At 71.6% G+C, this 20,101-nt stretch carries 20 protein-coding genes and 1 pseudogene; 11 read left to right on the top strand and 10 right to left on the bottom strand.

The features are described 5' to 3' along the window. Window positions 1–72: 72 nt before the first annotated feature. The 4 genes from BKI49_RS21280 to BKI49_RS21265 form a co-directional block, all read right to left on the bottom strand. Entirely contained in the window at window positions 73–528 is a 456-nt protein-coding gene (locus BKI49_RS21280) for an Lrp/AsnC family transcriptional regulator (protein WP_095935880.1), read from the bottom strand. Between the two features lie 241 nt (window positions 529–769). Next, the gene (locus tag BKI49_RS21275) at window positions 770–1,450 is read right to left on the bottom strand and encodes a UbiX family flavin prenyltransferase (RefSeq protein WP_095935879.1); all 681 of its coding nucleotides are present in this window, start codon (window positions 1,448–1,450) and stop codon (window positions 770–772) included. Window positions 1,451–1,481: 31 nt separating this feature from the next. Continuing rightward, entirely contained in the window at window positions 1,482–2,384 is a 903-nt protein-coding gene (mqnP, locus tag BKI49_RS21270) for a menaquinone biosynthesis prenyltransferase MqnP (protein WP_095935878.1), read from the bottom strand. Further along, a complete protein-coding gene (locus tag BKI49_RS21265; RefSeq protein ID WP_095935877.1) occupies window positions 2,381–3,832 on the bottom strand; it encodes a menaquinone biosynthesis decarboxylase in 1,452 nt (483 codons plus the stop codon). The genes mqnP and BKI49_RS21265 overlap by 4 nt, the downstream gene beginning before the upstream one ends. An 89-nt stretch (window positions 3,833–3,921) precedes the next feature. On the opposite strand from BKI49_RS21265, the gene BKI49_RS21260 reads away from it, so the two are divergent. Both BKI49_RS21260 and BKI49_RS21255 read left to right on the top strand, forming a co-directional pair. Continuing rightward, window positions 3,922–4,317 carry a PLD nuclease N-terminal domain-containing protein gene (locus tag BKI49_RS21260; RefSeq protein ID WP_095935876.1) on the top strand — a complete coding sequence of 132 codons (396 nt, stop codon included), beginning with the start codon at window positions 3,922–3,924 and terminating at the stop codon, window positions 4,315–4,317. Further along, window positions 4,317–5,213 carry a LysR family transcriptional regulator gene (locus tag BKI49_RS21255; protein WP_095935875.1) on the top strand — a complete coding sequence of 299 codons (897 nt, stop codon included), beginning with the start codon at window positions 4,317–4,319 and terminating at the stop codon, window positions 5,211–5,213. The genes BKI49_RS21260 and BKI49_RS21255 overlap by 1 nt, the downstream gene beginning before the upstream one ends. On the opposite strand, the gene BKI49_RS21250 is transcribed toward BKI49_RS21255, so the two are convergent. After that, on the bottom strand, window positions 5,110–6,057 hold the full coding sequence (locus tag BKI49_RS21250; RefSeq protein ID WP_095935874.1) for a DMT family transporter: 948 nt from the start codon (window positions 6,055–6,057) through the stop codon (window positions 5,110–5,112). The two genes, BKI49_RS21255 and BKI49_RS21250, sit on opposite strands and share 104 nt — an antisense overlap. A 196-nt stretch (window positions 6,058–6,253) precedes the next feature. Continuing rightward, the gene (locus BKI49_RS21245) at window positions 6,254–8,065 is read right to left on the bottom strand and encodes a serine/threonine-protein kinase (RefSeq protein WP_143658481.1); all 1,812 of its coding nucleotides are present in this window, start codon (window positions 8,063–8,065) and stop codon (window positions 6,254–6,256) included. Window positions 8,066–8,240: 175 nt separating this feature from the next. On the opposite strand from BKI49_RS21245, the gene BKI49_RS21240 reads away from it, so the two are divergent. Beyond that, window positions 8,241–8,843, top strand: a complete 603-nt coding sequence (locus tag BKI49_RS21240; RefSeq protein WP_095935872.1) for a TetR/AcrR family transcriptional regulator — start codon at window positions 8,241–8,243, stop codon at window positions 8,841–8,843. Here BKI49_RS21240 and BKI49_RS35925 read toward each other — a convergent pair. Further along, on the bottom strand, window positions 8,824–8,937 hold the full coding sequence (locus tag BKI49_RS35925) for a DUF397 domain-containing protein (RefSeq protein WP_257004896.1): 114 nt from the start codon (window positions 8,935–8,937) through the stop codon (window positions 8,824–8,826). The genes BKI49_RS21240 and BKI49_RS35925 overlap by 20 nt on opposite strands. After that, window positions 8,900–9,847, bottom strand: a complete 948-nt coding sequence (locus BKI49_RS21230; RefSeq protein ID WP_179332521.1) for a helix-turn-helix domain-containing protein — start codon at window positions 9,845–9,847, stop codon at window positions 8,900–8,902. Before BKI49_RS21230 ends, BKI49_RS35925 begins: the two co-directional genes overlap by 38 nt. Before the next feature lie 111 nt (window positions 9,848–9,958). Here BKI49_RS21230 and BKI49_RS35920 point away from each other — a divergent pair. Further along, a pseudogene (locus BKI49_RS35920) lies at window positions 9,959–10,408 on the top strand (DUF7848 domain-containing protein); the annotation flags it as partial. A gap of 83 nt (window positions 10,409–10,491) precedes the next feature. Here the strand turns inward: BKI49_RS35920 and BKI49_RS21220 are convergent. Continuing rightward, the gene (locus BKI49_RS21220) at window positions 10,492–10,833 is read right to left on the bottom strand and encodes an ArsR/SmtB family transcription factor (RefSeq protein ID WP_028805057.1); all 342 of its coding nucleotides are present in this window, start codon (window positions 10,831–10,833) and stop codon (window positions 10,492–10,494) included. A 96-nt stretch (window positions 10,834–10,929) separates the two neighbouring features. Between BKI49_RS21220 and BKI49_RS21215 the strand changes: the two genes are divergently transcribed. The 7 genes from BKI49_RS21215 (at window position 10,930) to BKI49_RS21185 (ending at window position 19,519) form a co-directional block, all read left to right on the top strand. Further along, entirely contained in the window at window positions 10,930–11,904 is a 975-nt protein-coding gene (locus BKI49_RS21215; protein WP_095935870.1) for a quinone oxidoreductase family protein, read from the top strand. 216 nt (window positions 11,905–12,120) lie between these two features. Further along, window positions 12,121–13,272: an abortive phage infection protein gene (locus tag BKI49_RS21210; protein ID WP_095935869.1), complete on the top strand. Its 1,152-nt coding sequence runs from the start codon at window positions 12,121–12,123 to the stop codon at window positions 13,270–13,272. Window positions 13,273–13,493: 221 nt separating this feature from the next. Further along, window positions 13,494–14,105: a phosphatidylserine decarboxylase gene (locus BKI49_RS21205; protein ID WP_095935868.1), complete on the top strand. Its 612-nt coding sequence runs from the start codon at window positions 13,494–13,496 to the stop codon at window positions 14,103–14,105. 177 nt (window positions 14,106–14,282) lie between these two features. After that, entirely contained in the window at window positions 14,283–14,741 is a 459-nt protein-coding gene (locus tag BKI49_RS21200; protein ID WP_095935867.1) for a nucleoside deaminase, read from the top strand. Beyond that, window positions 14,734–15,717 (top strand): isopenicillin N synthase family dioxygenase, encoded by a 984-nt coding sequence (locus BKI49_RS21195; RefSeq protein WP_095935866.1) that lies wholly within the window; start codon window positions 14,734–14,736, stop codon window positions 15,715–15,717. Before BKI49_RS21200 ends, BKI49_RS21195 begins: the two co-directional genes overlap by 8 nt. Window positions 15,718–15,845: 128 nt before the next feature. Beyond that, window positions 15,846–17,975, top strand: coding sequence for a hypothetical protein (locus tag BKI49_RS21190; protein ID WP_095935865.1), 2,130 nt, complete (start codon window positions 15,846–15,848; stop codon window positions 17,973–17,975). Continuing rightward, entirely contained in the window at window positions 17,975–19,519 is a 1,545-nt protein-coding gene (locus tag BKI49_RS21185) for an ABC transporter substrate-binding protein (RefSeq protein WP_095935864.1), read from the top strand. Before BKI49_RS21190 ends, BKI49_RS21185 begins: the two co-directional genes overlap by 1 nt. Window positions 19,520–19,577: 58 nt before the next feature. Here BKI49_RS21185 and BKI49_RS21180 read toward each other — a convergent pair whose 3' ends face one another. Continuing rightward, entirely contained in the window at window positions 19,578–19,985 is a 408-nt protein-coding gene (locus tag BKI49_RS21180; protein WP_095935863.1) for an SRPBCC domain-containing protein, read from the bottom strand. Window positions 19,986–20,101 lie beyond the last annotated feature (116 nt).

The following is a 20,101-nucleotide window of genomic DNA, read 5'->3' as shown; positions in this document are numbered from 1 at the left end:
TCGTGACGAACCGTGACAACCGTACTCCCCCGGCTTCGCGGCGGGAGCGGCCCCCATCAGGTGCTTCGTGCCCTACTGCTCCTCGGGCAGCTCGCCCACCCGGTTCTCCCACTTCGTGGAGAGGACGATGGTCGTACGGGTGCGGGAGACGCCCTTGGTGCCCGACAGGCGCCGGATGGTCTTCTCCAGGCCGTCCACGTCGCTCGACCGCACCTTGAGCATGAAGGAGTCGTCGCCCGCGATGAACCAGCAGTCCTCGATCTCGCCGAGGTCCCGCAGCCGGCGGGCCACGTCCTCGTGGTCGGCGGCGTCGGAGAGCGAGATGCCGATCAGGGCGGTGACGCCGAGGCCGAGCGAGGCCGAGTCGACCGTCGCGCGGTAACCGGTGATGACACCGGCCGCCTCCAGCCGGTTGATGCGGTCGGTGACGCTGGGTCCCGACAGACCGACGAGGCGCCCCAGCTCCGCGTAGGAGGCCCGGCCGTTCTCCCTCAGGGCCTGGATGAGCTGCCTGTCCACCGCGTCCATGCGATCGATAGCCTTCCGCTGAAGAGTTCTGAAAAGTCCTGAACCGAACTGCCTGTACTGAACCGTCTGCACTGATCCGTCTGTACTGATCCGTCTGTACTGATCCGTCTGTACTGATCCGTCTGTGCTGAACGAACCGCCTGGTGTGAACCGTCCGTGCCGCGCTGTCCGTGCTGATCCGACCGAGCCGTACCGTCCGAAGTGAGCTGCCTGCGCCTGCCGCGTGGGTGGTGCGGCCGTCTCAGGTGGCGCCGCCGCGGGAGCCGCCGCCGAGTTCGCCCTCCCACCGGCGGTACAGGTCGTGTTCCACGCCCGCCGCGTCGAGGACCCGGCCGGCCACGAAGTCCACCAGGTCCTGGATGTGCGTGGCCCCCGCGTAGAAGGCCGGTGAGGCCGGCAGCACGGTGGCGCCCGCGTCGTCCAGGGAGACCAGGTGCCGCAGCGTCTGGCCGTTCAGCGGGGTCTCCCGGACGGCGACGACCAGCTTGCGCGACTCCTTGAGCGTGACGCTCGCGGCGCGTTGCAGCAGGTCCTTGGAGAGGCCGAGGGCGACGCCCGCCACACAGGCGGTCGAGGCGGGCACGATGAGCATGCCCTTCGCCGGGTACGAGCCCGACGAGGGACCCGCCGCGAGATCGCCCGCGCTCCAGTGGCGTACGCCGTCGACGCTCACGTCGAAGGTGCCGGGCTTGCCGTCGGCGCCCCGGGCCAGCCACTCGCGCAGGTCGTCCTGCCAGTGGGCGTCCCGGAAGGGCAGGCCGGTCTCGTCGAGCAGCGTGAGCCGCGAGGCCCTGCTGACGACCAGGTCCACGCTCTCCCCGGCCGCCAGGAGCGCACGCAGCACCGCGGCGGCGTACGGCGTACCGGAGGCGCCCGACACCCCCACGATCCAAGGCCGGCGCTGCGTCTGTCCTGGCTTCATGATGTCGAGCCTATCCGGCCACTGCCCGGTTTCAGACCGTGAGCCCGCGCACCAGCAGATCGAGCAGGGCGCAGACGAACAGGGCGATGCCGATGAATCCGTTGACGCTGAAGAACGCGCGGTTCAGGCGGGACAGGTCGTGCGGCTTGACGATGGAGTGCTCGTAGAGGAAGGCACCCGCCACGATCACCAGGCCGAGCCAGAAGAACGCGCCCGCGCCGGTGGCGACGGCGTACCAGACGAACAGGCCCGTGGTGACGGCGTGGCAGCCGCGCGCGCCCCAGATCGCGGCCGGGATGCCGAAGCGCGCCGGCACCGACATGACGCCGATCTCGCGGTCCGTCTCGACGTCCTGGCACGCGTAGATCAGGTCGAAGCCGCCGATCCAGATGCCGACGGCGAGACCGAGGACGACGGCCTCCCAGGACCATTCGCCGGTGATCGCGAGCCAGCCGCCGACCGGGCCCATGGCCTGGGCGAGGCCGAGGATGGCCTGCGGGAAGTTCGTGAACCGCTTGCCGTAGGGGTAGACCACCATCGGGATCACCGCGACGGGGGCGAGGGCGAGGCAGAGCGGATTGAGCAGCGCCGCCGAGCCCAGGAAGATGACGACCGCGATGAGGGCGCCCGTCCAGGCGTGCTTGACCGACATCGCGCCGGTGACGAGCTCGCGGTGGGCGGTGCGCGGATTGCGGGCGTCGATCTCCCGGTCGATGATCCGGTTGACCGCCATCGCGAAGGTCCGCAGGCCCACCATGCAGACGGTGACCAGCAGCAGCCGGCCCCAGTGGATGTTCTTGTCCATCTGGAACATCGCGGTGAGGGCGGCGATGTACGCGAAGGGCAGCGCGAACACCGAGTGCTCGATCATCACGAGGCGCAGGAACGCCTTGGTGCGGCCCGGCTGCGGGATCGCCGCGGAAGCTGAACTCACAGGCCGTACTCCTTCCAGCGGCGGTCGACCTTCGCCGCCGTCTCCGGGTCGGAGAGGACCATCTCGGGCCAGCCGCCGTCCCGGGTGTAGCCCTCCTCGGGCCACTTCTTCGTCGCGTCGATACCCGCCTTGCCGCCCCAGAACTGCTGGTAGGAGGCGTGGTCGAGATGGTCGACCGGACCTTCGACGACGCTGAGGTCGCGGGCGTAGTCCGTGTTGCCCAGCGCCCGCCAGGCCACTTCGTGCAGATCGTGCACGTCGCAGTCCGCGTCGACGACCACGATGAGTTTGGTGAGGGACATCATGTGGGCGCCCCAGACGGCGTGCATCACCTTCTGGGCGTGTTTGGGGTACTTCTTGTCGATCGAGATGATCGCGCAGTTGTGGAAGCCGCCCGCCTCGGGCAGGTGGTAGTCCACGATGTCCGGCACGATGATCTTCAGCAGGGGCAGGAAGAACCGCTCCGTCGCCCGGCCGAGCGGCCCGTCCTCGGTGGGCGGACGGCCGACGACGATCGACTGGAGCAGCGGCCGCTTGCGCATGGTGACGCAGTCGATGGTGAGGGCCGGGAAGGGTTCCTGCGGGGTGTAGAACCCGGTGTGGTCGCCGAACGGCCCCTCCGGGAGCATCTCGCCCGGCTCCAGCCACCCCTCCAGGACGACCTCGGCCTGCGCCGGGACCTGGAGCGGCACGGTCTTGCAGTCGACCATCTCGATCCGCTTGCCCTGGATGAACCCGGCGAAGAGGTACTCGTCGATGTCACCGGGCAGCGGGGCGGTCGAGGCGTACGTCACGGCCGGCGGGCACCCGAAGGCGATCGCGACCGGCAGCCGCTCGCCGCGGCGGGCCGCGACCTGGTAGTGGTTCCGGCTGTCCTTGTGGATCTGCCAGTGCATGCCGATGGTGCGCTTGTCGTGGCGCTGGAGCCGGTACAGCCCGAGATTGCGGATGCCGCTCTCCGGGTCCTTGGTGTGCGTGAGCCCCAGGTTGAAGAACGAGCCGCCGTCCTGCGGCCAGGTGAACAGGGCCGGAAGGGTGTCGAGGTCGACGTCGTCGCCGCGCAGCACCACCTCCTGCACCGGCGCGTCCTTGACCTTCTTCGGCGGCACGTGGGTCATCGCGCCGAGCTTCCCGAAGGCCTCGCGCACCCCGACGAAGCCGTGCGGCAGTTCGGGCCTGAGCAGTCCGCCGATCTTGTCGGAGATCTCGGCGTACGACTTCAGCCCGAGGGCCTTCAGCAGCCGCCGGTCGGTCCCGAAGACGTTCATCGCGAGGGGCATCGCGGAGCCGCGCACGTTCTCGAAGAGCAGCGCGGGCCCGCCGGACTTCTGCACCCGGTCGACGATCTCCCCGACCTCCAGATACGGATCGACCTCGGCCTTGATGCGCTTGAGGTCACCCTCGCGCTCCAGCGCCCGGAGCAGGGAGCGAAGATCGTCGTAAGCCATGGGTCCAAGTATCGGCCACCGGCTACCCTGTGCCCGTCACCGGGGCCCCTGTGCCGCCCCGCAACTGCTCACTGGGGGTTCGTTCGGGCATGGTCAGGTATCTGCCGTTCCTTCTGGTCCTGGCGCTGTGGATCTACGCGTTCATCGACTGTCTGAACACTCCGGAGGAAGAGGTCCGGGGCCTGCCGAAGGTGGTGTGGGTGATCATCATCCTGCTCTTCGGCGAGGTGCTGGTCGGGCCCGTCGCCTGGCTGGTGGCCGGCAGGACCCGCCGGGCCCCGGTGGGCGGTTCCACCCCGTCGGAGTGGCACCGCAACGCCCGCACCCAGTACGTCGCCCCGGACGACAATCCCGAGTTCCTCAAGTCCCTGAAGGCGGAGAACGCCAAGGACGAGGCGCTCCTGAAGGACTGGGAGGCGGACCTGCGGCGCCGCGAGGATGAGCTGCGCCGCCGTGAGCACGGCGAGGAACCGAAGGACAGCTGATGGAACTGCGGCTGCTGGTCACCTTCGAGAAGGTCGCGACGGTACTGAGCTTCACGCAGGCAGCCGCCGAGCTGAAGTACGCCCAGTCCAGCGTGACCGGTCAGATCCGTGCGCTGGAGTCCTCGCTGGGCACGGAGCTGTTCGACCGGCTGGGCAGCCGTATCCGGCTGACGGAGTCCGGTGAGCGGCTGCTGCCCTACGCGCGGCAGATCATCGAGCTGACCGAGGAGGCCCGGGCCGCGGTCGTGGGCGCCGAGGAGCCCTCCGGTGCGCTGACCGTCGGCACCATGGAGTCGCTGACCTCGTACCGGCTGCTGCCGCTGCTGGAGCTGTTCCACCACCGCTACCCGGGGGTGCGGCTGTCGCTGCGCACGACGATCGGGGACGAGACCCGTCAGGCGTTGCGGCAGGGCGCGTACGACGTGGGCTTCCTGATGGAGGAGGAGACCCGGCACGCGGGGCTGGACGTCGCGGTGCTCGCGGTGGAGCCGCTGGCGCTGGTGGCGGCGCCGGGCCACGACCTCGCGGGGGTGCGGGCCGCGCGGACCGCGGATCTCGTCGGGCAGTCGCTGCTGGCGACCGAACCGGGCTGTGCCTACCGGGACTTGTTCGAGCGGGAGCTCAACTCCCTCGAACCGGCGGGCTCCGGGGTGTCCTTCACGGAGTTCGGCACGATCGAGGCGACCAAGCGAGCCGCGGCGGCCGGCCTCGGGATCGCGTTGCTGCCCGAGGTGACGGTCGCCGCGGAACTCGCGGGGGGAACGCTGGTGCGGTTGCCGTGGGAGGCGCCGTTCACGCTTCGGACGCAACTGGCGTGGCGGGCCGGGAAGCGGCTTCCCGGTCATGTGCGGCTGTTCGTGGAGCAGGCGCGGCGGCTGGTGTCCGAGGAAGGGTGACCCGCAGGCTCGCCGTCACGATCAGCGGGACGCCGAGGGCCTGCACGAGCCCGATGTGGTGCCCGTAGACCACCCAGTCCATGACCATGGCGACGGCAGGGTAGGTGAAGGCCAGCACGGCGATCTTCGCGGTGGGGAGCTTGGCGTACGCCGCGTACATCAGCACGTACATCAGGCCGGTGTGGATGATGCCGAGGCCGACCAGCCAGCCCCAGTCCGCGCCGGTGCCCCGCATGGCGCCGAAGTCGGCGAAGGGCAGCAGCAGCGGGATGCCGACGAGTACCTGGACGAGGGCGATGAGGTGCGGGCGGACACCCGTGATGCGCTTGGTGACCAGTGTGGACAGGCCGTACAGCAGCGCGGCGAGGAGGGCCTGTCCGACGCCGAGGAGGTAGGTGCCGCCGCTGGTGAAGTCGGCGGGGGTGACGCCCGACACGAGGACGAGTCCCGCGAAGGCGACCGCGACCCAGCCGATCTTCGAGGCGGTGAGCCGCTCGCGGAAGAGCAGGGCGCCCAGCAGGACCACGTAGAACGGCTGGGTGTGGTAGACGACCGTGGCGACGGAGATCGAGGTGTTCTCGTACGACTGGAAGAGCAGGACCCAGTTGAAGACGATGAACACCCCGCCCAGTGCGGCGAGTCCGAGGGTGCGCGGGGTGAAGCCGTGACCGCGCAGCCAGCCGCGGGCGACGACGTACGAGCCCAGCGCCAGGGCTCCGAACAGGACACGGAAGAAGACGACGTTGAAGGGCGAGGCGCCCGACTCGACGACGAAGACTCCGAGGGTGCCGGAGAGCACCATCGCGGTCGTCAGCTGGGCCGTGCCCTTGTTCTCTGAGGTCATGCCGACGAAGCTACGAGCGGGCACCGCGGGCGGTCCACGCGCCACTGGGGCGTCCTGCCGATGGGGGAATCGGCGGGGCCGATGACGCCTGGTCCCAACAGATTGCACACCGACGCGCCTCCCGAAAGGTTCGCGGTGAGCGCGGGGCCGTAGGTGGTGCTCGGGCGCCGTCAGGCGTATGGCTCGGGTCTCGGGTCTACTTCCTCGTCCAGCGCTGCGATGCCGTCCCGGACACGCAGGTCGAGGTGACGGGCCAGCCCGCGGACTCGTCGAGGCACCGGCTGTTGTACATGTTCTGCAGGGTGCCGCCGGAGCCCGTGCGCCAGGACACCTGAGTGCTCTGGTCGCAGTCGGCCGACATGATGTTGTAGGCGTTCACGCTCAGGCACTGACCGGTGTGCTCGTTGACCACGTGGAACGAGCCGCCCGACATGCTCTTGTAAGCCCATGAGGCCGCCGGGCTGTCCGAACATTCCCCGAGGACCGGGCCACTGTAGGCACTCATCACCAGGCATTGGCCATCGGCGGCGTTCGTGAGCTGGTAGTAGCCACTGGCGGGGGCTTTCGTCGAGGTGCCGCCCGAACCGCTCGAGCTGCCCGAGTCGCCGCCGCTGCCACGCGAGCCGTCCGAGCTGTCCGAGGTGTCGGAGCCGGCCTGCGCGCCCGCGCCCCCGGCGTCCGCCTGCGTTCCGCCCGTCCCCTTGCCCTTGCTCTTGCCCTTGCCCTTGCCCTGATCCACGGACGAGGACGGCGACTTTGCCGTGCCCGAGGGGCTCGCGCCCGAGGAGGACCGCGTGGGGTCGAGCGACGCCGGGAGCGACGCGGAGGGGGTCGACCGTGCCTCGTCGTCCGGTGAGGACGTGAACGGCAGCAGCCGGACCGCGAGGGTCGCGCCGGTCGCCACGACCACGACCGGAACGACGGCGAACAGCACGCGGGTCCGGCGGCGTTCGCGCCGCTTCGGGTCCGGACCGGCCTCCGGTCCCGCCTTCTCCTTCTCCTTCGGCTCCGGCTCGGCGGAGGGCAGGGTCGGGACGGGGGCGGGCAGCTTGTCGGCCTTCGGGACCGTCGCGGCGAAGGCGGCCCGCTCGGACAGCGGCTCGGTGATGCTCCGCGGCCACGGCGGATCGGCGAACGGTCCGTGCTGCGCCGCGAGTTCGGCGAGCTCGGCGGTGGTGGGGCGGCCCTCGAAATCCTTGTCGAGGCAAGCCGCGACTACCTCGGCCAGTGCAGGATCCAGCGCGCGCAGCGGAGCCAGGTCGGGCTGCTCGTGGACGATGCGGTACAGCACGGCGTGCCCGGAGTCGTCACCGAAGGGCGGTCGGCCGCACGCCGCGTACGCCGCCATCGACCCGAGCGCGAACACGTCGGCGGCGCCGCTCAATCGCCGTGTTCCCGAGGCTTGTTCGGGCGACATGTAGGCGGGCGTGCCCACGACGATGCCGGTCCTGGTCAGCTGGCTCTGTTCCGCGGCACGGGCGACACCGAAGTCGATGAGGGTGAGCCCGTCGAGGGTCAGCATGACGTTGGATGGCTTGAGGTCCCGGTGCACCATGTCCAGCGCGTGCACCGCGGCCAGCCCGGAGGCCGCCTCCCGCAGCAGCAGCCACAGCGCGTCGGCGGGCAACGGGTGCCCGTGCAGTTCGACGGCCTCTCTCAGGGTGAGCCCGGGAACGTACGCGGTGGCGAACCACGGTGGCCGTGCCTCGCGGTCACTGGCGAGCAATGGCGCGGTGGCCTCCTCGGGCAGCCTCGAGAGGTTGTCCAGCTCGTGTCCGAAGCGCCGCAGGAAGTCCTTGTCCTCGGCGACGACGGAAGGCAGCACCTGCTTGACGGCTGCGTAGCGCCCCTCGTGCACGCCGAGGTACACCCGACCCATGCCGCCGGACCCAAGCCGCCCCACCAGTGGAATCGCACCGATCCGCCGCGGATCCTCGGCCTCCAGAGGCTCGGCTCCGCTTCCGCTCAGATCTAACACATCGCCCCGTTTTCCCGCGTTGCCCGTCATGCGCCCTGCGCCCTCGATGCCAGACCGGCGGCGGCCCGCCCATCCCCCCCTCAGACGGGCGGACGCGCCGTCGACGGGAGCAAGTCTGATCCAGCGGTAAGTAGAATTGGAAGCAGTTTCTAGAAACTTGCTCTAGAAATGAACGGATACCACACAGTACGAGGACATCCATCCGATGAGCCCCAAGCAGCATCGCGGCGAGGTTACCGCCGACCTGCTCCTTGATGCCGCACTTCGCGTGTACGCCGCCTCGGGCGAACAGGGCCTCACGGTCGGCGCGGTCACCCGGGAGAGCGGTGTCAGCCTCGGCAGCCTCTACCACCACTTCGGCAGCCTGGACGGCCTGCGCGCCGCCCTCGCCCAGCGCTGGCTGGGCCGGCTGCTGGACGCCATGGTCACGGCCCTGCGTGGCGCCGGCACCGCCCGCTCGGGCATCGACGCCCTCGTACGGTCCTATCTGGCCTTCGTCCGGGAACACCGGGACGCGGCGCTGCTCCTGCACTCCTCGGCCGCCGACCGGCAGAGCTTCGCGCAGGGCAAGGAGCTGCGGGACGCGCAGGAGGCCCGGCTGTCCCCCTTCGCCTCGTGGATGAGCACCCACATCGAGTCCGGCGAGGTCGCCGCGCTCCCGCCGGCCCTCGTCGAATCCCTGGTTCTCGGGCCCGTCGTCGCGGTCGCCCGCCGCTGGCTGTCGGGCATCGACGACGTCGACCTCGACGAGGCGGCGCGGGTCCTCCCGGAACGGATCTGGCGGTCGGTCAGCGCAGCGCCGCGGTGAACGCCGCCCACGCGGTCCGGGTGATCAACAGGACAGGTCCATCAGGGGCCTTGCTGTCACGGACGGGGACGAGACCGGGGGTAGCGGGGGCCACTTCGACGCAGTCGCCGCCGTTTGCTCCGCTGTAACTGCTCGTGATCCAGCGGGCTGTGCTCAGATCGTGGCTCTTCATGATGCTCGTACCCTTCCATCACGTCGCTGATCAGAGCGGCGGACTGAGGGGCTGACAGAGCGTCCGCCCGGAGCACATCATAGGTCCGGCTGTGGCGCTCGAAGATGGCCGGATCGTCGTTGAAATGCCCCCGGTCCAGGGACTCCGAGTAGACCCATCGATGCCTGTCGGGCAGCTCGATCAGCGACAGGGAGGTATCCGGGCGGTCGATGTCGGCACGCTCCAACGGGACCACCTGGATACGGATGTTGGGGCGCCGACCGATGCCGAGCAGGTGCGCGCACTGGTCCCGCATCACCGCGGGGCTCCCCACCACATGGCGCAGACAGATCTCGTCCAGCACCACGAGGTAGAGCGGTCCGTCGTCGGCGTGGAAGCGCTGCTGTCGGCTCAGACGTGCCCTGACCCGCTCCGTCACGTCGTCCGGCCCGGCAAGGCGACGGGCGAACAGGGCGGTTGCGTAGTCGGCCGTCTGCAACAGACCCGGTATCACCTGCGTCTGATACGCGCGTACGGCCACAGCCTCGGCGTCCATCCGCGCCCTGCGGTCGAACCAATCCGGATGCTCCACCTGCGGATACCAGTCGATGCGGCCCCACAGCCGTGTCAACACCCCGTTCGAGTCCAGCAGTTCGTCGCAGCGCTTGGCGAACGTGTCCTGCGGTACCCGCGTCCCCGCCTCGACGCGGGCCACGTGGGACCGGTCGCAGGGGATCTCGCGCGCGAGGCCTTCCTGGGTGAGGAGCGCGACCTCGCGGAAGTGCTTCAGCACCTCGCCGAACACGGCGGCGGTACTGGCCGCCGCCCCTCCCTCCGCGTTGCGTCGGCTCACGGCATCCCCCTCCGTGACAGTGGGCCACTGTCACGCGTCCGGCATTGATACCGACCGTTCCCCTCCGCGACGCTCGATACACACAGGGTGACCGAGCGGTGCGGAGCGAACATGGCCGGGCAGGCGAAGCAGTGGGAACCGGGAACGATCGTCCACGACCCGCGGACGGGCAGGGTCGGCGAATACCGCGGCCAGGCGGGCCCGTACGCGATGCTGCGGCCCGTCGGCGGCGGCCGGGAGTGGGAGGCGGACCCGGCGCTGATCCGACCGGCGACACCGGAGGAGCGGCTCGGCGCGGGCGTGCGGGCCGCCAACGCCCGTTCCGCGAAGGCCACGGACAGGCGCCGCGTCTTCCGGTACGTGCCGTACGTGATCGTGCAGGACGCGACGGCGGAGCCGGAGTACGAGGCGCACTGCGTCTCGGGGGACGAGGCCGACTGCGGCGCGGGGTCCGGCCCGCGCCCGGACCCGGCCGAGGTCGAGGAGTGGCAGCGCCTGCACACCCAGGACACCCGACACACGCGCTACCGGCGCCATTTCGCGGACTACGCGGTCCTGGAACCGACCGAACCCGTCGGTGCGACGCCCTCGCAGCCCGTCGTCACGGGCCCGCCACCCGGGCAGGGGCGGCACCCCGGTGCGCCTCAGCCGTCCTGAGCGTCCCGCAGGACGAGCGCGAGAAGGCCGGGGAAGCGGGTGTCGAACTCGTCGCGGCGCAGGCGGTTGACGCGCTTGGGCCCCTCGTCGCGCTGCTCCACGAGTCCCGCGCCGCGCAGCACCGCGAAGTGATGGCTGAGGGCCGCCTTGCCGACGGGCACGTCGAAGCTGCCGCAACTGCGGCTCCACTCCGCGGAGTCGGCCAACTCCCGCACCAGCGTGATGCGTACGGGGTCGGCGAGGGCGGCCAGGGCGGTCTGCACGGACACCTGGTCCGGGTGGGTGTGCTCGGGCGCGGCCCGATGGCTGGTGCCGGTCCGCTGTGCCACGCCGTGCTCCCCTCGTCGCCCCTTGCGGAGTGTTCGATGAAAACCATACACTCCCGAGTGTTCGCTTTTCGTTGAACACTCGCGGAGGGGTGTGCCATGCGCGCAGTCGAGTTCGAGGAGTACGGCGGTCCCGAGGTCCTTCGGGTCGTGGAGACGCAGGTCCCGGAGCCGGGACCCGGGCAGGTGAGCATCGACGTCGCGTACACCGGTGTGAACTTCGCCGACCTGAAGGCGAGGTCCGAGGGCTACCGGGTGCCGGGCCTCCCGTTCGTGCCCGGACTGGAGGTGTCGGGTCGGATCAGAGCGGTCGGGGCGGGCGTCGAGGGACTGACCGTCGGTCAGGAGGTCGCCGCGCTGACGGAGGGTGGCGCGTACGCGGACGTGACCGTGGCCGACGCGGTGACCGTGTTCCCGCTCCCGGCCGGGGTCGACCTGCGCACCGGCGCCACCCTCCCGACGGTCGTGCCGACCGCCTACGCCCTGCTGCACACCGTCGGCCGGCTCCAGCCGGGCGAGACCGTGCTCGTGCAGGGCGCGGCGGGCGGTGTCGGCACCGTCCTGGGGCAGTTGGCGAAGGCGGCGGGCGCCGGGACGGTGTACGGCGTGGTGTCGGCCGCCGCGAAGGCGGAGTACGCCGCCGAGCAGGGCTACGACGAGGTCTTCGTGGGCTCCTTCACCGACGAGCTCCGCGCGGCGACCGACGGCCGCGGCGTCGACGTGGCCCTGGACCCGGTCGGCGGCGACACCCTGCGCGACAGCCTGGCCTCCCTCGCCCCCTTCGGCCGCCTGGTCTCCTACGGGAACGCGGGCGGCGCGGAACCCTGGACGGTGGGCCAGCCCGAGCTCTACCCCACCGGCCTGTCCGTCGCGGGCTTCTCCATCCTCGGCCTGGCCCGGACCGCACCCGCCGCGCTCCGTGAGATCGCCGAGAAGGCCTTCCGTACGGTCGTCGACGGCACGGTGTCCCTGCCGGTGAGCGCGGAGTTCCCGCTGAAGGACGCGCCGGAGGCGCACCGGTTGATGGGATCCCGGACCAGCACCGGGAAGCTGCTCCTGAGGGTGGCCGACTGAGCTCCGCGCCCGCGGCGAGCCCGGTCCGGCGGGGTCGGCCCTGCTCCCGGACCGTCGCCTCCACCGTGATGTGGTCGGGGTCCGGAATGCCGCTCGCCCTTTCCTCGGTCGCACCCGCCCGCATCCTTCGGACCGACTCCGTAGACCATCGGCCGACGACGGGCGCCCCGGACGGTTCCCAGACTGGGTGCACGACCAAGGGCATCGGGAGGCGCGATGGGAACGCGGGGGATCAGCAGGGCACGGTTCCTGGGGCTGGCCGCGGGGGCCGGGGGCGCGGTGGCGCTGTCGGCGGGGGCCGCGGGACAGGCCCGGGCGGCCGCGGCGGCCCCGGCCGCGACAGCAGGCCGGCGGGGGCGCGGACTGTCGTACCGGGGAGTGGTGTACGAGGTCGGGGAGGGCGAGACACCCGCGACCGGGTGGAGTGCCCGGCGGATGCGCGCGGATCTGCGGGCCGTCGCCCGCGATCTGCACGCCGACTCCGTCAAGGTGACCGGAGACGGCGTCGAGCGGCTCACCGCCACCGCGGGCGAGGCGGCGGAGCGCGGGCTCGGCGTCTGGCTCGAACCGACCCTCGGGGACGTGCCTGAGCGGGACATCCTCGACCACCTCGCGGAGACCGGCGCCTTCGCCGAGCGGCTGCGCCGGCAGGGCGCCCGGGTGCACCTCAGCGTGGGCTGCGAGTTCCTGCTGTACGTCCCCGGGATCGTGCCCGGCGCGAACATCCTGGAACGGGTGGAGAACCTGCTCAAGGGCAACTACGACCCCGTACGCACCGCACGGGAACTGCGCCGGTTCACGGCGCGGGCCGCGTCGACCGGCCGGTCCGTCTTCGGCGGACGGCTGACGTACGCCGCCGCGCAGGACGAGGACGTGGACTGGCGGCAGTTCGACCTCGTCGGCCTCGACTACTACGGCTGGTTCGGGCGGCGCGACCAGTACGTCCGCGATCTGGCCCGCTACCGCCGCTTCGGCAAGCCCGTCGCCGTCATGGAGTTCGGCTGCTGCACCTTCCGGGGAGCGCCGGAACTGGGCGGCATGGGCTGGGACGTCGTCGACCGTACGAAGGAGCCGCCCGAGATACGGAAGGGCCTGGTGCGCAGCGAACGCGCCCAGGCCGCGTACCTGACGGACGTGCTGGCGGTGTTCGAGTCGATGGGGCTCTACTCGGCGATGGCGTACACCTTCGTCTCCCCGGACGCCCCGCACCGCCCGCACGACCCGCGCCACGACCTCGACATGGCGAGCTACGGCCTCGTCAAACCGATCGAGAACCGTCCGGGCGACCCGGAGTCCGGCTGGCACTGGGAACCGAAGGAGTCCTTCCGCGCGTTGGCCCGGCAGTACGCGCGGTCCCGCGACCGCTGACCGCGGCCGGGCGGGTTCGCGCCGTACTCCCCCAGGTGGAAGGCTGCTTCCGCCGCCGTCCACCCCGGGGACGAGGGGGCCGCCGCGCAGTCGGCCTCCGGGACGGCCCGACACCGTCATGCAGGTGGAGCCTCGGCCCGCGGGGGACGCGGCAGCATGGAAACCCCGTCCGAACCTCATGCTCAGGAGTTCTCGTGTCCGTTCCTGCCGGTGCCCGTCCGATGCGTCTCGCGCGCGGAGCATCGCCGTGGCTCGTCCCGACCGTGGCCACCGCGGCGCTCAGTCTCGTCCGCGCGCGCCGCTCCGGCGCCGCCAAGGCCGTGGCCGTGCCCGCCACCGCGCTCGCGGCCGGCATGCTGTGGTTCTTCCGCGACCCCGAGCGCGAGATCGCTCCGGGCCGGGTCATCTCGCCCGCCGACGGTGTGGTGCAGAGCATCATGCCGTGGAAGGACGGGCGCACCCGCGTCGCGATCTTCATGAGCCCGCTCAACGTCCACGTCAACCGCGCGCCGCTGTCCGGCACGGTGACGTCGGTCGAGCACATCCCCGGTGGGTTCGTTCCGGCGTTCAACAAGGAGAGCGAGAACAACGAACGCGTCGTCTGGCACTTCGACACCGAGCTCGGCGACATCGAGATGATCCAGATCGCCGGCACGGTGGCCCGCCGCATCGTGCCCTACGTCCCCGAGGGCACCAAGGTCGAGCAGGGCGAGCGGATCGGCCTGATCCGATTCGGCTCGCGCGTCGACATCTACCTCCCGGAGGGTGTGGAGCCCGCGGTCGAGGTCGGTCAGAAGACCACGGCCGGCATCACCCGACTCGACCGCGACTGAGGACCGTCCGCGGCCGGCTCCTCGGCTCACCGGCCTGACGGCGGGGACGCGGCACGACTGCGGCGCGACCGGCGGCACTGCGCGGCGCGATCGGCGGCACCGCACGACCGCGGCGCGGCGCGACCGGCGGCGTGCCGCGTCGTTGCCCCGGCGTTCCGGCCACAGGAGAGTGGAGGCATGGAGCGCATCGATCAGGCACGGGCGCGCGCGTGGCTCGCCGTCGCCCTCGCGGAGGCCCGCGCCGGGCGCGCCGAGGGCGGCATCCCCATCGGGGCGGCGCTGTACGGCGCGGACGGCACCCTGCTGGGCCGCGGCCACAACCGCCGGGTCCAGGACGGCGACCCCTCGGCGCACGCCGAGACGGCCGCCTTCCGGGCCGCGGGACGGCAGCGGTCCTACCGAGGGACGACCATGGTGACCACGCTCTCGCCGTGCTGGTACTGCAGCGGCCTGGTCCGGCAGTTCGGCATCTCCCGGGTCGTCGTCGGCGAGGCGGAGACCTTCCACGGCGGCCACGACTGGCTCGCCGGGCACGGTGTGGAGATCGTCGTGCTGGACGATCCGGAGTGCGCCGCGCTGATGCGCGCCTTCATCGAGGACGACCCCGCACTGTGGAACGAGGACATCGGTGACTGACCCGAAGGCCCCGGCCGGCCCCCGCATCCCCACCGTCGACCTGCGGCCCTGGCTCTCCGGCGACCCGGACGCCCGCGCCGCCACCGCCCGCACCGTCGACGACGCCCTCCGCACGGCGGGCTTCCTGCTCGTCACCGGGCACGGCGTCGACCCGGCGCTGCGCGCCCGCATCCGCACCGCCGCCCGCGCCTTCTTCACCCTGCCCGCCGCCGTGAAGCAGCCGTACGCCGCCCGGGTCGGGGGGCGCGGCTGGCTCGGCCCGGGCGCCGAGGCCAACGCCTACGCGGAGGGCACCGAGACACCGCCCGACCTCAAGGAATCGCTGACCTTCGCCACGCACGAGCCCTTCGAGGACCCCGAGGTCAACGCCGAGTGGTACGCGCCGAACGTCTGGCCGGCCGAGGTCCCGGAGCTGCGGGAACTGTGCGAGGAGTACCTGGCAAGGATGGGCGAGCTGGAGAACCGGCTGCTCGTCCTGCTCGGCGAGGCGCTGGGGCTCGCACCGGACTTCTTCACCCGGCACATGGACCACCCGACGTACGGCTTCAACATCAACTGGTATCCGGGGACGGAGGTGCTCGGCGAGCCCGAGCCGGGCCAGTTCCGCATCGGCCCGCACACCGACTTCGGCACGGTCACGATCCTCGACCGCCAGGAGGGCCGCGGTGGTCTCCAGGTGCATACGGACGAGGGAGGCTGGCAGGACGCGCCCTTCGACCCGGCGGCTTTCACCATCAACATCGGTGACCTGATGGCCCGTTGGACGGGCGACCGGTGGCGTTCGGGGCGCCACCGGGTGCTGCCGCCGCCCTCGGACGCACCGGCGGAGGAGCTGATGTCGCTGGTCTACTTCGGCGAGTGCACGCCGGGGACCCTCGTCGAGTCCGTCCCCGCACCCGTGGGCCGTGTCGTGTACGAGCCCGTCGACTCGCACGTCTACCTGCGCGAGAAGCTGAACTCGATCACAGTCGGCTGACCGGCGGACACTTTTCGTAACCCAACGGACACCGTGCGCCCTATCCCGAACCAACTCCCCCTTTTTACACTGGTGTTGATACACCTCACAGCAGCACATCGGACCGGACCGCGCCAGGGGGAGATGCGGTGCACACAGGGCTGCACGGCCGGGGAGCGCTGTTCGACACCGATCCGCCCGGACTCGCGTCCCGGCTCGTCGGTCTGCGTCCGTACCAACTCCGCTCGACGCCGTACGAACACCCCGGCGAACTGCCCTTCGTGGTGTTCGCGGGCGGGCGCGGGCTCGGCAAGAGCGCCGTGCTGCGGGAGCTGCGCGACGCCTACCGCGGACACACGCCCGTCGCGCTGATCGACGGCGAGGACCGCCAGTTCGCCGCCCCGCCGCCCGAGCGTCCCGCGGAGGCCTGGTCACCGGTCGGACAGGCGCTCACCACGATCGCCGAACAGCTCGCCGAGCCGGTGACGGGCGCCGGGCGGATCGGTTTTCCGAGACTGGCGGCGGGTCTGCTCGCCGTGGCCGCGGGCGGCTGGAGCAACCGCGACGTGCCGCGCATCCGGCAGGAGGCGGAACGCATCCTGCTGCTCAACGAGACCGGCTCGTGGCTGTCGGGCTTCGCCGGCCGCTGGGTGAGCAAGGTCATCTCCAAGCTCGTCGCCTCGATGAGCGGCACCGGCCCGGTGGTGGAACCGATCATCGAGGCGACCCTGGAGGCGTTCGCCGAGGGCATCGCCCCGGCCCATCGCCGACTGCGCAAGGCCGCCACCTGGTACCGGGACTACCCGAACGCGGGCGGCAGCCCCAAGCTGGCCCTCATCCTGCTGTCCCGGCACTTCCGGGCAGGCGGCGACTCGCTCCGGCACGCCGAACGCCATCTCGTACGGGCCCTGCTCGCCGACCTCGACGACGCCTACTCGGGCGTCATGCAGCGTTCGCACCGGCGCGGGCGCCCCGTCGTCCTCATCGACAACGTGCAGGAACCGGCGGGCCTCGGCCTGCTGGAGCCGGTCCTGCGCGACCGCGCCGACGGCATCACCGACCAGGTCGTCTTCTGCGCGGCGCTGCGCGGCTACGCCCACCCCGCCCTGCGCAACGCGGGCCGCCGCACCCTCCCCGAGGCAGCCCGGGAGAGCGGCTGGGAACCGGGCACCTCACCGTCCTCGCGCGCGCTGCTCGTCTCCCTGCCGCCGCTGACGCCCGACGACACGCTGCACATCGTCGACACCGTCGCCCAGGGCCCGTCCCCGGCACCCGGCGCCGCGGACGTGCCCCCGCACCTCCCGCACGCCACCCACCGGCTGACCGGCGGCAGCCCCCTCGGCATCACCCTGCTCGCCGGCTCGGCACGCCAGAACCTGCCCCAAGGAGCCGACTCCCTCGGCCAGTTGCTCACCGCCGACGTCGCCTTGCACGAGGACCGGGACGGCCGCCCCACCTATCAGGAGCTCCTCGCCCACCTGGTGCCCGGCGGGCGGCTCGACGAGCTGACCGTGCTCGCCGCGGCGCACGACCGCGACTCGGCGTGCGTGCTCGCCGAGGCCCAACTCCCCGAGGACTTCGGCGCGTCGGGCGTCCTCGACCTGGAGGAGCGGCTCACCGCGGAGGGCTGGCCGACGGCCTCCGGACAGTTCGTCGGAGACCCGTTCCTGCGCGCCCTGCTCCTGCTGCGGCTGCACCACGGCGACCCGGACCACGCACGCTGGCGGGCCGTGCACCGCACCCTCGTCGACCACTACCGGGACACCGGCGAGCCGGCCGCGCAGGACACCGCCCGCTATCGGCTGCACCACGAACTCGCCCTGGGCAAGGCCGACTCCGCGGTGGCTCATCTGCGCGACACCTTCCCGCGCACCGATACCCGGGTCTGGCTGTCGTCGCTGCTCTTCATCGCGTCCGCGCCGTACTTCCACCCGCACGACCCGGACGGCCGGGACTTCGACGGCCACGACCACCGGGCCTCCGTCGCGCTCGGCCGCACCGACGCGGCGCAACAACCCCCGGACAGCGTGGACGCCGTGCTGCATCTGCGGGTGCGACGGCTGCTGCACGCCGTCTGGCAGCTGACCGACCCACTGGTCCTGCCGGACCCGAAGGTGACCGAGCGGCTGCGCTTCGAGCTGGAACAGCTGTCGAACCTGCGGCCGGCGGGCAACGCCCTGCTGTGGCGGGCCTCGCGGGACTGGCCGGCCGACGCCCTGGCCGGCCGCCCCTTCCACGTCCCGGGCGACGACGACGAGATCGGGAACGGAGGCAGGTGATGGCTCGTGTGTGGACGTGGCTGCGCGAAGACATTTGGGAGATTCGTTTCCGCCGGTATGTCGCGCTGACGCTCGTGGCCGCCCTCGTGGGCCTCGGCGTGTGGGGCGGCATGACGGCCGCCAAGGAGAACCGCTCCTGCGCCCCCGGGGTCGTCCAGCCCAAGGGCAGCGACGAGTGCGTGGGCGTCTCGTGGACGACGTACGCCTTCCGCCGCCCGCAGTTCGCCGAGACCATCCGGGCGATCAACCGGGAGAACCACCGCCTGTCCCCCGGCAGTTACGTCACCGTCGCCCTGCTCGAACCCTTCACCGCGAGCGACGCGGACAACCTCGGCGACGTGCTGCACGAACTCCAGGGCGCCTACCTGGCCCAGTACCAGGCCAACCACGACACGACCGGCCTCAAGCCGAAGATCCGGCTGGTGCTCGCCAACCCCGGCGCCACCGGCGCGCACTGGCGGCACACCGTCGACCAGCTGGAGCGCATGACGAAGGGCCCCGACCGGCTGCGCGCGGTGACCGGGGTCGGCCTGAGCACCGACAACAACAAGAAGGCCGTCCAGGAGCTGACCCGCCGGGGCATCCCCGTGATCGGCAGCTCGATCACCGCCGACGACCTGGCCAACGGGCAGGACGGCAAGGACCCCTTCCCCGGGCTCGCCCGCGTCTCCCCCACCAACACCGACGAGGCCCGCGCCCTCGCCTCTTTCGCGAAGGTGTCGGCCGCCGACGCGTTCCTGGTCTACGACCGGACCGGCGACCCGTACACGCGCACCCTCCAGCGGTCCTTCGAGAAGATGCTCAAGGGCTCCCGCTACGAGGCGCAGCCCTTCACCCCGCCCGCCGACCGCAGCAAGGAGGGCAGCACCGCCAATGTGTTCGCGCAGGTCAGCAACATCCTGTGCAACACGCCGAAGACCACGGACACCGTGCTCTTCGCCGGCCGGCACACCCAACTGCGGCAGTTCATCAACGCGTTGGGGGCACGTGGCTGCGTCGACCGTCGGTTCACGGTCCTCACCGGCGACGAGGGCTCGTACCTGGCCGGGGACAAGGACCTCGACCCGGCCGCCCTCAAGGACCCCCTGCTGACCGTGCGGTACACGGCGCTCGCCCATCCGGACGCCTGGCCGAAGGACGCCGCGAGGACCGGCGGCAGCGCGGCCGACGCGAAGGTGCTCCGGGATCTGCTGGCGAGTGCCGCGCGCGAGCCGGCCGGCCCCATCGGGAAGGTCGGCCTGGACGACGGCCAGCTGATCATCGCCTACGACGCCATGCGGCTCGCGGTGCACGGCATCCGCGGGGCGTCACCGACCGGCAAGGTGCCCGCCCTGCGGGACGTGGGGCTCCAGTGGCCGCAGGTGAAGGGCAAACAGCTGCGGGTGAACGGGGCGAGCGGATGGATCTGCCTGGACGCCCACGGCAACCCGTACGACAAGGCCGTGCCGATCGTGGAACTCACCCCGGACAGCCGCACCCGTTTCGTGCGGATCGCCTGGCCGGAGGGGAAGCCGCCGGCGAAGGAGTGCCTGCCGCCGTCGTAGGGACGGCGGCGCGGGGCACGGCCCCGGGCACCGGGGCGGTGGGTCCTAGGGAAACCCCCTAGCCGCCGAGCTGCCGGGCCAGGCGTTCGAAGCGGGCCCGCCACTCCGGGTCCCGCTCCGCCTCGGTCTCATGGGTGAAGCGGACCGTGGTGCCCCCGGCCACCCCGTGCTCCAGATGGAACCGGACCCGGCCGCGCCCCTCGACGGTGTACTCCGCGATGCGCTCCACGTCCCAGGCCGTGATCCGCCCGGCGCCCAGCCCGCTCAGGGTGACGGCCCCGCCGAGCCGCGGCTCGAACGGATCGGCGGCGGCCAGCCACCCGCGCAGTCCCGCGGGGGTGGCCAGCGCCGCCCAGACCTTTTCCACAGGCTGGGGAAGACGCAGCAGGAAGTGCAGGACCCGCGCGTTCCCCCGCATCTCGGTGGCGCCCTCTTCGATCGGTGGCAGCTCGATGGGTTGGGTCATGACTCCAGCGTGGCCCGTGGTGGCCGGTTCCGCACGCGTGACCGCCCCTGACCTGCATTTTCGTTGCTCAGGGTGCCCGGCCGGCCACCTCGGGGCGGCCGGCCGGACGACGCCGG

Source organism: Streptomyces sp. Tue6028 (assembly GCF_002300165.1).
Lineage (GTDB): Bacteria > Actinomycetota > Actinomycetes > Streptomycetales > Streptomycetaceae > Streptomyces > Streptomyces siamensis.
Note: the sequence above shows the minus strand (reverse complement) of the source record. Positions and strands in the feature narration are given on the sequence as shown.